A 13477-nucleotide genomic window follows, 5' to 3' on the forward strand; every position below is an offset into this window, starting at 1 on the left:
GCCCCCTCGCACCGCACCGTAGGGGCAAATCCCTTGCCCCGCGCGCCAGATGACCCATCCGAGTGCCGCCTCCGGGACCTTCCGGCACCGGAGGGCGGACCGACAGGGGAGAAGTCCGACCGGCGGCCCTGTCGGTGGTGCGGACTAGGGTGGGAAGCCCGTTCTGTCCGTCCCCGTCCGGAGAGGTGCCGCCCACCGATGTACGCCCTGCACGCGCTCTGGCGGGCCGACGGCCGGCTCGCCCTCTGGGCGGAGGACGCGGCGGTGTACCGGGGGGACGCGCCCGCCCGTGGGGAGCGGGGCGGGACGGCGCACCCGTTCGCCTGCCCGGCCGCGGAGGTGGCGCGGCTGCTGGGGGCGGTCGGGCCGGGCCTGGGCTGGCTGGCCGAGCAGGCCGCCGAGCGGTGGACGGGGCTGCTGCTGCCGACCCTCGGCGGCCGGCCGACACCGTCCCCCGACCTGCCGGCCGGCGCCGTGCCGCGCCCGGTGGGGCTGAGCCCCTGGCGGGTGCCCGCGCTGCTCTTCGACCGCGCGCAGGCCGCCCAGCTGCTCGGCGCGCTGCACGATCCGCACTGGCCGGGGGCGGCCGTCCAGCTGCCCGACGGCACCCCGGCCGAGCTGGCGTACGGCGCCTCGGTGCGCTGGCTGGCCGCCGTGCACGACCTCGCCTGGCGGCTGGTCGGGCGCGGGCGGCTGCTGCCGGTGCCGGCCGAGGAGGCGGGGGAGTGGTACGCGCGCTGGCGGCCCGCCCCGGACGGCCCGGCCCGCCGGGAGGCGGCCGCGCTGGTCGCCGGCTGCCCGCCGGTCTGCCGCGCGGAGCACCCCGCGGGCGGGCCCTCCGCCGGGGCCCTGTTCGCCGGTCTGCTCGACACCCTCGTCGACCAGGAGGCCCGGGTCGCCCTCGCGGACCTCGACCCGCCCGCCGACGCCTTCCTCACCGCCCTGTACGGCCCGGACGGCCGGCTCGCCCAGGCCCCGCCCGCCGCTCTCGCCGAGGGGCTGGCCGCCTGGCAGGCCGCCCGCCCGGCCGACGCTCCGCTGCGGCTGGACTTCCGCCTCACCGAACCGCTCGGCCCCGACCCGGACGACCCCGGCGGCGGGGTGTCCGCCGAGGGCTGGCGGCTCGACCTGCTGGTCCGCGCCGCCGACCGCCCCTCCCTGGTGGTCCCCGCCGCCGCCGTCCGGCCGGGCGCCGGTGCCGACCCCGCCTACCAGGCGCTGGCCCGCGCCGTGCCCGCCGAGGCGGGCGACCCGGCCGAGGCCTACCAGGCCGAGCTGGCCCGCGCCCTGCGGGTGGACCCGGGGCTGCGCCCCTCGCTCGCGGGGGCCTTCCCCACCGAGGCGCGGCTCGACCGGGCGGGCGCCCTGCGCTTCCTGCGCGAGGGCGCGCCCGCGCTGACCCGCGCCGGGTTCGGCGTCCTGCTGCCCGCGTGGTGGCAGCGCCGCCCCCGGCTCGGCCTGGTCCTGACGGCGGGCACCCCGGCCGGCGACCCGTCGGCGGTGGCGCGCGGCGCGCAGGTCGACCGGGACGCCGTGCTGGACTTCGAGTGGCGCCTCGCCCTCGGCGAGGACACCCTCACCGAGGAGGAGCTCGCTGACCTCGCCGCCGCCCAGCAGGGGCTGGTCCGGCTGCGCGGCCGCTGGGTCGAGGTCGACCAGGCCCAACTCGCTGCCGCCGTACGCTTCCTGGCCGATCACGGCACCGGAGTCATGGAGCCGGTCGAGCTGCTGCGGCTGGCCGTCGAGGACGGCGCCGCGGTGGACGGGCTGCCGGTCGCCGCCGTGCACGCCACCGGCCCGATCGGCGACCTGCTGGCCGGGCGCCCGGTCTCCGCCGACCGCGTCCCGCGACTGCCCGACGGCTTCACCGGCACCCTCCGCCCGTACCAGCGGCGGGGGCTGGCCTGGCTGGACGCGCTCGGGCGGCTGGGCCTCGGCGCCGTGCTGGCCGACGACATGGGCCTCGGCAAGACGGTGCAGACCCTCGCCCTGCTCGCCCTGGAGCAGGAGCGCGGCGCGCGCGGGCCGGTGCTGCTGGTCTGCCCGACGTCGATGGTCGGCACCTGGCAGCGCGAGGCCGCCCGGTTCGCGCCCGGCCTGCGGGTGCACGTCCACCACGGCGCCGACCGCGCCGCCCCCGACCCCGCGGCCGACCTCGTCATCACCACCTACGGACTGGTCCAGCGGGACGCCGCCGAGCTGCGCGGCGTGCACTGGCGGCGGATCGTCGCCGACGAGGCCCAGCACGTCAAGAACCGGTCGGCCCGGCAGTCCCGGGCGCTGCGCTCGCTGCGCTCCGGCCCGCGGATCGCGCTCACCGGCACCCCGGTGGAGAACCGGCTGGCCGATCTGCACGCCGTCCTGGACTTCGCCAACCCGGGCCTGTTCGGCAGCCCGGAGGCGTTCCGGGAGCGGTTCGCGATCCCGCTGGAGCAGACCGGCAGCGCGGACGCGGCGGCCCGGCTGCGCCGGGTCACCGGACCGTTCCTGCTGCGCCGCCGCAAGGACGACCCGCTGATCGTCCAGGACCTGCCCGCCAAGCAGGAGTTCACCGTCCGCTGCGCCCTGACGGCGGAGCAGGCCGGGCTCTACCGGGCGGTGGTGGCCGACCTGCTGGAGCGGTTGGGCGGGTTGCGCGGGGTGGAGCGCAAGGGCGCGGTGCTGGCGGCGATCGGCCGGCTCAAGCAGGTGTGCAACCACCCGGCCCAACTCCTGCACGACGGCACGGCGGTGGCCGGGCGCTCGGGAAAGGTGGCGCGGCTGGTCGAGCTGCTGGCGGAGGCGCTGGCCGAGGGAGACCGGGCGCTGGTCTTCACCCAGTACGCGGAGTTCGGCGCCATGCTCCGGCCGTACCTGCGGCGGACCCTGGGCGAGGAGGTGCTCTACCTGCACGGCGGGGTGCCGCGCGGGCGGCGCGAGGAGATGGTCGAGCGGTTCCAGTCGCCGGACGGGCCGAGGGTGTTCCTGCTGTCGCTGAAGGCGGGCGGCACCGGTCTCAACCTGACCGCCGCCAACCAGGTCGTCCACCTGGACCGCTGGTGGAACCCGGCGGCCGAGGACCAGGCCACCGACCGCGCGCACCGGATCGGCCAGCGCCGCGCCGTCCAGGTGCGCCGGCTGGTCTGCGCCGGCACCGTCGAGGAGCGGATCGGTGAACTCCTCGCCGCCAAGCGCACCCTGGCCGAGGCGGCGGTCGGCGACGGTGAGCAGTGGCTGGCCGAACTGCCCGCCGACCGGCTGCGCGAACTGCTGACCCTGTCCGCCGACGCGATCGGGGAGTGAAACCGTGGCCGCCCCTGACGAACGACCGCTGACCGAGCTGCTCGACGTCTTCTGGCAGGGCGCCGTCCCCGATCCGGCCGACCGGACGGAGGACGAAGTCGCCACCGCCTTCGACGAGTTGGGCCCCTCCGGCCTCACCTCCCGCGGCCGCCCGCTGGACGCCGCGCTCGCCGCCGCCTACCGGCGGTTCACCGGGACCGGCTGACCCCGGCGAACCGCCCGCCGTTTCGCTAACCCGCCGTCACCGGGTAGTGGTCGGAGAGGTCGTCGTAGGTGTAGCTGGTGCCCCAGCTGCTCACCGTCCACGGCGCGCTGTGGAAGCGGACCACCGTGTTGGTGTAGGTCGCCGGGCGCGCGTGGTCGGCGCGGTAGAGGACGTAGTCGAGGTCCTCCTTCGGCTCGCCGGGGTAGCGGTAGGCGGCGATCGAGTTGTCCGCGGTGTCGAAGGAGTTGGCCCAGCCGTCGCGGGTGGTGGCCGGTGCCACGCCGGCGTTGGCCAGCAGCGCGGGGTACTCGCTGCCGTGCGCGTCGATGTTGAGGTCGCCGGCGAGCACGATCGGCTCGGCGGCCGGGATGTTCTTGGCGTCGACGAACGCCTTCATCGCCTTGAGCTGGGCGGCCCGGACCGCCGCCGGCCGGCCCGCCGAGCAGCCGGTGTCGGTGGACTGCAGGTGGGTGCCGATCACGTGCGTGCGCAGGCCGTTGACGTTCAGCACGGCGTAGACGAAGCCCTTGTTCGACCACCAGTCCGATCCGCACGCGTCCTTGAAGACGTACTGCTCCTTGCGCAGGATGGGCCACTTGCTGAGCAGGGTGACACCGCCGTCCTCGGGGGTGGCGGAGCTGTAGCTGCCGGAGGTGGCGTCCCAGCCGCCGGTCGACCGGCCGACCACCGGGGTGTGGTACGGGTACGCGGCCGAGGCCTGGGCGACCAGCGCGTCGGAGGCGGCGTTGTCGAAGGCCTCCTGGAGCACCACGACGTCCTGGCCCTGGAAGACGTCGGCGGCGGGGATCGCCTTGGCGCGGTGGTCCTGGCCCCAGTTGGGGTAGAGGTTCTTGCTCATCAGGAAGACGTTGTACGTCAGCACCTTGAGCGGCGGCACGGCGGCCGGCGCGGTGGAGGCGCGCCCGGCGGAGGCGCTGTCGGCGTGGGCGGCGTGGGCGCCCGGCGCGGCGGCGAGCGGGGCGAGCAGGGCGGCGGCGGCCGTGCAGACGGCGGCGAGGCGTGCGGAGGGAGTTGGCATGCCCGCAGTGAATCGACAGCGGGCCACGTTCGTCCAGACAGTGAACGATGACAGTATGAACGCGTCGGTAACTTAAAGCTGTCTGGCCAACTCCTCCTTGAACGCACGAACTTGCCTGGACAACTCGCCCGGCTCCGGTGGGTCCCGGCTCGGCCCGGCGGGTCGCGCTCAGCGCTGTCCGGCGAGCTCCCGCTCGTGCTCGGACGGCGGGCTGTGCCGGGACAGCGCGCTCGGCCACCACATCCGGCGGTCCAGGTCCAGGGTGAGCGCCGTGACCAGCACGGAGCGCACCACGAGGGTGTCCAGCAGCACGCCGAGGGCCACCGCGAAGCCGATCTCGGCGAAGCCGACGATCGGGAGGGTGCCCAGGACGGCGAAGGTGCTCGCCAGGATCAGGCCGGCCGAGGTGATCACGCCGCCGGTGGCGGCCAGCCCGGTCACCGCGCCGCGCCGGGTGCCGTGCTGGGCGGACTCCTCGCGGACCCGGGTCATCAGGAAGATGTTGTAGTCGATGCCCAGGGCCACCAGGAAGACGAAGACGAACAGCGGGAAGGCGTTGTCCTGGCCCTCGAAGTGGAAGACGTGCTCGAAGAAGAAGGCGCTGATCCCGAGCGCGGCCGCGTAGGAGAGCACGACCGTGGCGATCAGCACCAGCGGCGCCGTGACCGCGCGCAGCAGCAGCGCCAGGACCACCAGGACGACGCCCAGCACCAGCGGGATGATCGTCCGGTTGTCGGAGGTCGCGGCCCGGCCCGCGTCCAGGATCACCGCCGTCGAGCCGCCCACCTGGGCGTCGGCGTTCGGCACGGCGTGCACGGCGGCCCGCAGCCGGTCCACGGTGTCCTTGGCCGGTTGGCTGTCCGGCGGGTCGGCGAGCGTCGCCTGGAACATCGCCCGGCCCTCGTGGGTCACCGGTTCCGTGGTGCCCGCCACCCCGGCCGTCCGCTGCGTCACCGCGCGCACCTCCCCGGCCTCGCCGGCCGCGGAGATCACCGTCAGCGGCGCGCCGGTGCCGCCCGGGAAGTGCTGCTCCAGCACCTCCTGGCCGACCACCGAGTCCGGCTTGCCGGTGAAGGTGCCGGCCGTGCTGAGACCGGTCGCGTTCAGCGAGACCAGGCCGACGCAGCAGGCCGCCAGCGCCAGCGTGGTGCCGATCCAGACCTTGCGCGGACGGCGCCCGATCCACGCCCCGACGTGCGCCCAGCGGCCGGTCCGCGTCGGCTCGGGCGTCCCGAAGGCCGGCCGCACCGGCCAGAACACCCAGCGTCCGACGATCACCAGCAGCGCCGGCAGCAGGGTCAGCATCGCCAGCAGCGCCACCAGCACGCCGATCGCGCAGACCGGACCCAGCCCGCTGGTCGAGTTCATCTCGGCGACGAGAAGGCAGAGCATCGACACGACCACGGTCGCCGAGGAGGCCAGGATCGCGGGCCCGGCCCGGTGCAGGGCGAAGGCCATCGCCTCGTGCCGGTCCTCGTGCCGCCGCAGCTCCTCCCGGTAGCGGGCGGTGAGCAGCAGCGCGTAGTCCGTCCCCGCGCCGAGCACCAGCACGATGAGGATGCCGGCGCTCTGCGCGTTGACGGTCAGCCCGGCGTGGTCGGCCAGCAGGTAGATCACCGCCTGCGCGACCACCAGCGCCCCGGCCGCCGAGAACAGCGGCAGCATCCACAGCACGGGGCTGCGGTAGGTCAGCAGCAGCAGGACGATCACCACGCTGACGGTGGCCGCGAGCAGGGTGGAGTCGATCCCGGCGAAGGCCTCCGCCTGGTCGGCGCCGACCCCGGCCGGGCCGGTGACGTGGGTGGTCATCCCGAGGCTGTCCGCGGCGGCGGTGGCGCGCAGGCTGTCCACCGCCGGGCGCAGGTCCTGCCAGCCGCCGGTGCCGATGTCGATCGGCACGATGGTCTGCAGCGCCTGGCCGTCCGCCGACTCCACCGGCCCGTTCACCCGGCCGAGCACGTGCGGGGCGGAGGCGAAGGCCTGGGTGTCCCGGGCCGCCTCGACCTTGTCGGCGGGCGTGATCCCGGTGTCCCGGACGTAGACCACCACTGCCTGGGCGGTGTCCACCGGCTGGAACGCCCGCTGCTCGTCCAGCACCCGGGTGGACTCGGCGTTGCTCGGCAGCCAGCTGGAGGCCTGGTTGTCCTGGGCGCCGGTGAGCTTGCCCGCCAGCGGGCCGGCCACCACCAGCAGCACCAGCCACAGGGCCAGCACCACCCACTTGCTGCGGCGTCCGCACGGCAGCTCGGCCAACTTCCGGGTCGGGCTCATCGGGAGACCCCCCGTCCTCGGGGCGCGTGACTCGTTCCAGCGTGCCACCGGGGCCGCGCACCGGCAGCCCGGGGACGGCTACGCGGGTACGGCGGCGCGCGTCCGCAGCGCCTTGAGCGCGGTGATGTCCCGGGCGTGGCCGGTGCCGTCGCCGCCGTGCTTGCGGTCCGGGGTCTCCACGATCAGGGGGACCCCGGCGGTCGCCGGGTGCTCGAACAGCTCGCGGAACGGCTCGGCGCCGATCAGGCCGTCGCCGATGTTGGCGTGCCGGTCCTTGCGGGCGCCGACGGCGTCCTCGGAGTCGTTGGCGTGGATCAGCCGCAGCCGGTCCGGGCCGGCGGCCGCGACCAGCGCGTCCAGCGTCGCGCGGACGCCGCCCGGGGCCGCGAGGTCGTGGCCGGCCGCGAAGGCGTGGCAGGTGTCCAGGCAGACGCCGACCCTCGGGTGGCCGTCCAGCGCGTCCAGGTACTCGGCGAGGTCCTCCATCCGCGAGCAGAGCGAACGGCCCTGTCCGGCGGTCGGTTCCAGCAGCAGCCACGGCGCGTCGTCGCCGAGCGCGTCCAGCTCGTCCAGCAGCGGGCGGACGTCCGCCCGGACCTGCGCCATCGCCTCGGCCCGGCGCGGGCCGCCGTCCGGTGCCGTGCCGACCGCGGAACCGGTGTGCAGCACCACGCCCAGCGCGCCGATGGCGTGTCCGCGCAGCAGCGAGTGGCGCAGCGAGGCGGCGGAGTGCTCGCGGGTGGCCGGGGTGTCGGAGCCGAAGTTGATCAGGTAGGGAGCGTGCACGTAGGCGGGGATCGCCTGTTCGGCGCAGGCCGCGCGGAACTCCTCGTCCTGGGCCGGGTTGCCGGGCGGGGTCGCCCAGCCGCGCGGGTTCGCCACGAACACCTGCACCGACTCGGCGCCCACCCGGCGGGCGTACGCCAGGCCGGTCCCGGCCAGGCCCCGGGCCGCCACCGGGACATGGGCGCCGATCGGGTTGCGGCCGGCCCGGTCGGCGGGGGACGGCGGGTGCGGGGCGGTGGGTGCGGCGGTGGCGGGCGCGGCGGTGGGTGCGGCGGTGGCGGGCGCGGCGGTGGCGGTGCTCATGGATCCGAGCATGGCATGCGGGCGGTGGGATTCCCGCGCCCGGTCGTTCCCACCCGATCGGGTGAATCGGGAGGGCCCGGTCGTCCCCGGGTGGTGCGGGGCCCGTCTTGGTTCGTGAGAGCACCGAGCCCGGGTGCCGAGGGAGGTACGCATGACCACCACACAGCCCGTCGAGTCGTTCGAGCCCTTCGAGTCGGTTGAGTCCGTCGAGACGGTCGACCTGCGTGACGCGGAGGTGGTGCGGAACCCGTTCGAGGCCTTCGCCCGGATCCGTGAACGGGCTCCGCTCGCCCGGGGCACCGTCCCGGGGGTCGAGCCGTTCTGGATCGTCACCCGCTACGAGGACGTCCGCACCGTCCTCGCCGACCCGCGGTTCGTCAACGACGCGGCCAACGTGCCCGGCGCCTGCCCCGCCCACCGCACCGAGCAGGTCTGGCGGGCGCGCGGCCTGCCGCCCGAGTGCGAGACGTACCTGCGCGCCGGGGTGTTCGACGCGGACGGCGCCGAGCACCGGAGGCTGCGCGGCCTGGTCCACCCCTCCTTCACCGCCGGTGCCGTCGGCCGGCTGCGGCCCAGGATCGAACGGCTCGCCGAGGAGCACGCCCGCGCCCTGCGCGACCACGCCGACGCCGACGGCACGGTCGACCTCGTCGCCCACTTCGCCTACCCGCTGCCGGTGACCGTCATCTGCGAACTGCTGGGCATCCCCGAGCCGGACCGGCCGCAGTGGCGCGAGTGGAGCTCCTACCTCGGCCGGGGCGCCGGCCCCGGGCTGGACGACGCTCTGCGCGCGATGGTCGCCGCCGCCCGTGAGCTGATCGACCGCCGGCGCGCCGAACCCGACGACGGCCTGGTCTCCCACCTCGCCGCCGCCGAGGGCGCCACCCTCGACCCGGTCGAGGCGGTCTCGCTCATCCTCAATCTGATCGTGGCCGGCCACGAGACCACGGCCACCCTGATCGGCAACGGGACGGCAGCCCTGCTCGCCCACCCCGAACAGCTCGCCCTGCTGCGCGCCGACCCGGGCCTGCTCCCGGCCGCCGTCGACGAGCTGATGCGCTGGTGCGGCCCGACGCTCGGCGCACTGCCGCGCTACGCCACCGAGGACGTGCGGCTCGCCGGGACGCTCATCCGCAGGGGTGAGGCCGTGATGCCGATCCTGGCCGGGGCCAACCACGACCCCCGGGTCTTCGCCGAGCCCGAGCGGCTCGACCTGGGGCGCGCCACCGCCCCGCACCACGACGCCCACCTCGGCTTCGGCCACGGGGCCCACCGCTGCCTCGGCGCGGTGCTCGCCCACGAGGAGGCCGTGGCCGCCCTCGGCGCCCTGCTGCTGCGCCACCCCGATCTCGCGCTCGCCGTCGCCCCGGCGGAGGTGCGGCGCGGGCCCAACCCGGTGGCCTGGCACCTGGCGGAGCTGCCGGTCCGGCTGGGGGCGCGGATGAGCTGACGCGCCACCACCCGCCCCGTCCGGATCCGTCCCGCCCGGACCGAGTGCCCGCCCGGACCGAGCGCCCGTCCGGACCGAGCGCCCGTCCGGAGCCGCCCGGCCCGACGGCCCGTCAGTCCGGCAGCCCAACCCTGGTGGCGGGGGCACCCGCGCACCCCTAGCGTCGGTTCGGCCGACACCCACCGGCCGTCATCACCCGCTCACCTTGCGTCACCGTGCCGATGGCCCCCACGAGCGCGTCGGGGCTCCCACGCGGCGGCGTGCCAGAAAGCAGGTCACCTCATGCCCACGCGACGGGTTCACCACCTCGCCGCGGCCACCGCCGCCGCCACGACCGCCCTGACCACCGTCCTCACCGCCGTCGGCGCCGCGCCCGCGCACGCCTCCGGCGAGCTGCACGTGGTCGCTCCCGGCGAGTCGATCCAGAAGGTCCTCGACGCCGCCCGCCCCGGCGACACCGTGCAGCTGCTCCCCGGCGAGTACCGGGGCAGCGTCCGGATCAGCACGCCCAACCTCACCCTGCGCGGCGCCGGCCCGGAGAGCGTGATCCTCCCGGCGGCCCCGACGGCCGATCAGCCGGCAGCCGCTCCCGCTCCCGCCCCTGCTCCCGCCCCCGCTCCCGCTCCTGCCTCCGCCGACGGCGCCGCGGCCTGCGCCACCGCCGGCCACGGCCTCTGCGTGGTCGGCACCGACGACCGCCCGCTCGACGGCGTCACCGTCGAGGCGCTCGCCGTCACCGGCTTCCGCAAGAACGGCATCAACGCCACCGGCACCACCGGCCTGACCGTCCGCGCCACCTACGTCCACGACAACGGGCAGCAGGGCATCAGCCAGGAGAGGTCCACCCGGGGCGTGATCACCGCCAACGAGTCCACCCGCAACGGCCAGTCCGGCGTCTTCCTCGCCAACTCCGTCGACAGCGAGGGCGGCGCCCTCTCCACCGACGGCACCCTGGTCAGCGGCAATGTGCTCACCGACAACCGGGTCGGCGTGACCGTGCGCCGGCTGCGCGACCTGAGCATCGAGCGGAACCGGATCCACGGCAACTGCGGCGGGGTCTTCATCGTCGGCGACGAGGGTGTGCCCCGGGCCGGCGCGCTCACCGTCCACCGCAACCAGGTCGTCGCCAACAACCGCTACTGCCCGCCCAACCCCCGGCTGGACCACATCCAGGGCGCCGGCATCGTGCTCACCGGTGCCGAGGAGACGGCGGTGACGGAGAACGAGGTCCGCGACAACGTCGGCGCCTCGCCGTTCTCCGGCGGCATCGTGCTGGTCCACAGCGTGGTCGGCGTGGCCAACGCCCGCAACACCGTCGCCGACAACCTCGTGCTCGGCAACGGCCCGGCCGACCTCGCCGACCGCGACACCGGCACCGACAACGCCTTCGAGCGCAACCAGTGCGCGGTCTCCGAGCCGGCCGGCCACTGCTGACCGGTCCGCCCACCCCACCTCGAAGCCCCGCTCCCGCTCCCGCTCCCGCAGAAAGCAGAGAAACGGTCCATGACCACCGCACCCGCCACCACCCCGCAGGCCGCCATGCGCCTGCGGGAGCTCGTCTTCGGCGCCGCCTGCGCCGCCGCCGTCCGCGCGGCCGCCCGGCTCGGTGCCGCCGACGCGCTCGGCGACACCCCCGCCACCGTCACCGACCTCGCCGCCGACCTCGGCACCGAGCCCCGGCAGCTGCGCCGCCTGCTGCGCGCCCTCACCTGCTACGGCATCTTCGAGGAGCTCGACGGCGACCGCTTCGGCCACACCGAGATGTCCCGGCTGCTGCGCGAGGACGCCCCGAACAGCCTGCGCTACATCTCCCTCTGGTGCACCGAGCCGTGGACGTGGGAGGCCTGGCCGAAGCTGGACGAGGCGGTGCGCTCGGGCCGCAACGTCTTCCCCGAGCTGTTCGGCAAGGAGTTCTTCGACTACCTGCACAGCGAGGGGGGCGAGTCCGCCAAGGTCTTCGACAAGGCGATGACCACCTCCAGCCGGCAGTCCGCCGCCGACTTCGCCGCCTACCTCGACCTCACCGGCATCGACTCGGTGGTCGACATCGGCGGAGGCCAGGGCCATGTGCTCGCCAGCCTGCTGGAGAAGCACCCGGCGCTGCACGGCACCCTGCTGGACCTGCCCAAGGTGGTCGCCGGCGCCGACCCCCGGCTGCGCGACGGCGGCGCCTTCGCCGACCGGGCCCGGCTGGTCCCCGGGGACTGCCGGGTGGACATCCCGGTGGTCGCCGACCTCTACATCATCAAGAACATCCTGGAGTGGGACGACGCGAGCACCCGCCGCACCCTGGCGAACGTGGTCGCGGCGGCCCCCCGGGGCGCCCGGGTCGTGGTGGTCGAGAACCTCGTCGACGACAGCCCCTCGATGCGGTTCACCACCGCCATGGACCTCATGCTGATGCTCAACGTCGGCGGCGCCAAGCACTCCGAGTCGAGCATGGTCCGGCTGATGACCGAGGCCGGCCTGGAGGTCCGCGACGTCCGCCCGGTCAACCCGTACCTGCACGCCTTCGAGGCCGTCGTGCGCGGCTGACCCGTCCGCCGGCGGGCCCGCCGGAACGCCGCGACGGCCGATACGCCGCGACCGCCGGTCCCCCCTTCGGGAGGGGGCCGGCGGCCGCTGCGCCCGGAGGCGCTCACGCCTTGCGCGAGGACTCCAGGTGCGCGAAGACCACCACGTTGTCGAGGTAGTCCCGGCGCTTCTTGTCGTAGGTGCCGCCGCAGGTGATCAGCCGCAGCTGCGCGTCGGGCGTCCTCCCGTAGACCCGCTGGTCGGGGAAGGCGTCCTTGGCGAAGGTCTCGACGGCGTCGACCGCGAACACGGCGACGCTGCCGTCGGCCCGCTGGACCTCCACCTTGTTGCCCGGCAGCATCAGGCTGAGCAGCAGGAACACCGCCGGTCCCTTGCTGGTGTCGACGTGCCCGGCGACCACCGCGGCGCCGCGCTCGCCGGGCGAGACGCCGTCGCGGTACCAGCCGACCAGGTTCTTGTCGTCCGGCGGCGGGGGGTTGAGCTGCCCGGAGGGGTTCAGGGTGAGCTCGGTGAAGGGGGCGTCCACGTTGATCTGCGGAATGCGCAGCCGGGCCGGCGCGGACCGGTTCAGCGGCGGCGCCGCCTCGACCGGCGCGGCGGGCGCCCCCGCGGAATCGGCCTCGGCGGGGGCGGTGGCGGCCGGGGGCGCGGCCTGCCCCGGGGCGGACCCGTCCGCGGGGACGGTGTCCACCGAGTTGTAGATCAGCAGCAGACCGAGCGCCGCGGCGCCCATGCCCGTGCGCAGCAGCCGGGAGGTCCCGGGGACCGGAGCGGCCATCGTCGCTCGTTCTCCTCTCCGTGGCCCGCGCTCCGGAAGCCGCGGGCCCGACACGGCGAAGCGCCGCCCCGCGCGCCTCCGCCGCGCCCGGCGTACCGGGCGCGGGCCACGAGAAGGAGGCGGCGGGAACGGCGCGGGATCAGATGGCGGCGCCGGCGGTGCGGCGGCCGCGGCGCAGCGCGACCGCGCCCGCCCCGAGGCCGCCGAGCAGCAGGACCGCGCCGGAGGCGAGGCCGCCGCCGGAGAGCGCGAGCCCGCCGCCGCCGGTGTGCACGCCGCCGTGCGGGGCCTTCTCCTCGCCCTTGGCCTCGTAGCCCTTGCCCTCCGAGCCCTTGCCCTCGGAACCCTTGCCCTCGGGGGCCTTCTGCTCCTCGGTGCCGGAGGAGCCCTTCTGCTTCTCCTCCCAGGTCTTCTGGCCCTCGGGGCTGGCCGCCTTCTCCTGCTTCTCCTGCCAGGTCAGGTTCTTGCCCTGGTCGGAGGCGCCGTCGGCGAAGGCCAGCGGGGTACCGACGGTGAGGGCCGCGGCCACGACGGCCCCGGCGAGCAGCGTGCGTGCAGAACGCATGATGATGATCCTTCCGGCGCGGGACCCGCGATCGCCGACACGTCGTCGGCCAGGGGACTCACGGGCGGGCGCCTGATCCAACGTCAACCACGGTGGTCGCCGCTGCCACCGGAAGGCGGCAGCGGCGGCCCGGCCGGTGCGCCCTTCGGGTGGAAGTCCCGGGCGTGTTCACCCGAGTGCCCTGGGCGGTCCGGGTGACGAGCGCGGCCGGGGGAGCGGAGCGCGGCCGGGGGTGCGGAATGCGGCCGGGCCGGGGCGGGCAG

General features: G+C 75.7%; 10 protein-coding genes. 5 read left to right on the plus strand and 5 right to left on the minus strand.

Annotation, left to right across the window (positions count from 1 at the left end):
• Window positions 1-198: 198 nt before the first annotated feature.
• Both ACFC0B_RS26530 and ACFC0B_RS26535 read left to right on the plus strand, forming a co-directional pair.
• Window positions 199-3282, plus strand: a complete 3084-nt coding sequence (locus ACFC0B_RS26530) for an SNF2-related protein (RefSeq protein ID WP_376090664.1) — start codon at window positions 199-201, stop codon at window positions 3280-3282.
• A 4-nt stretch (window positions 3283-3286) separates the two neighbouring features.
• A complete protein-coding gene (locus ACFC0B_RS26535; RefSeq protein WP_376090667.1) occupies window positions 3287-3487 on the plus strand; it encodes a hypothetical protein in 201 nt (66 codons plus the stop codon).
• Between the two features lie 25 nt (window positions 3488-3512).
• On the opposite strand, the gene sph is transcribed toward ACFC0B_RS26535, so the two are convergent.
• The 3 genes from sph to ACFC0B_RS26550 all read right to left on the minus strand — a co-directional run bounded on the left by sph (window position 3513) and on the right by ACFC0B_RS26550 (window position 7886).
• Entirely contained in the window at window positions 3513-4526 is a 1014-nt protein-coding gene (gene sph / locus ACFC0B_RS26540) for a sphingomyelin phosphodiesterase (RefSeq protein WP_376090670.1), read from the minus strand.
• A gap of 168 nt (window positions 4527-4694) precedes the next feature.
• A complete protein-coding gene (locus ACFC0B_RS26545; RefSeq protein WP_376090673.1) occupies window positions 4695-6797 on the minus strand; it encodes an MMPL family transporter in 2103 nt (700 codons plus the stop codon).
• Window positions 6798-6875: 78 nt separating this feature from the next.
• A complete protein-coding gene (locus ACFC0B_RS26550; protein WP_376090676.1) occupies window positions 6876-7886 on the minus strand; it encodes a deoxyribonuclease IV in 1011 nt (336 codons plus the stop codon).
• 151 nt (window positions 7887-8037) lie between these two features.
• Between ACFC0B_RS26550 and ACFC0B_RS26555 the strand changes: the two genes are divergently transcribed.
• The 3 genes from ACFC0B_RS26555 (at window position 8038) to ACFC0B_RS26565 (ending at window position 11871) form a co-directional block, all read left to right on the plus strand.
• A complete protein-coding gene (locus ACFC0B_RS26555) occupies window positions 8038-9336 on the plus strand; it encodes a cytochrome P450 (RefSeq protein ID WP_376090679.1) in 1299 nt (432 codons plus the stop codon).
• A 282-nt stretch (window positions 9337-9618) separates the two neighbouring features.
• Window positions 9619-10770: a right-handed parallel beta-helix repeat-containing protein gene (locus tag ACFC0B_RS26560; protein WP_376090682.1), complete on the plus strand. Its 1152-nt coding sequence runs from the start codon at window positions 9619-9621 to the stop codon at window positions 10768-10770.
• A gap of 69 nt (window positions 10771-10839) precedes the next feature.
• Window positions 10840-11871: a methyltransferase gene (locus ACFC0B_RS26565; protein WP_376090685.1), complete on the plus strand. Its 1032-nt coding sequence runs from the start codon at window positions 10840-10842 to the stop codon at window positions 11869-11871.
• Between the two features lie 103 nt (window positions 11872-11974).
• On the opposite strand, the gene ACFC0B_RS26570 is transcribed toward ACFC0B_RS26565, so the two are convergent.
• A complete protein-coding gene (locus tag ACFC0B_RS26570; RefSeq protein ID WP_376090688.1) occupies window positions 11975-12649 on the minus strand; it encodes a class F sortase in 675 nt (224 codons plus the stop codon).
• A 139-nt stretch (window positions 12650-12788) separates the two neighbouring features.
• Window positions 12789-13214, minus strand: coding sequence for a hypothetical protein (locus tag ACFC0B_RS26575; RefSeq protein WP_376090691.1), 426 nt, complete (start codon window positions 13212-13214; stop codon window positions 12789-12791).
• Window positions 13215-13477 lie beyond the last annotated feature (263 nt).

Origin of the sequence: Kitasatospora sp. NPDC056184, from assembly GCF_042268405.1 — a bacterium.
GTDB lineage: Bacteria > Actinomycetota > Actinomycetes > Streptomycetales > Streptomycetaceae > Kitasatospora.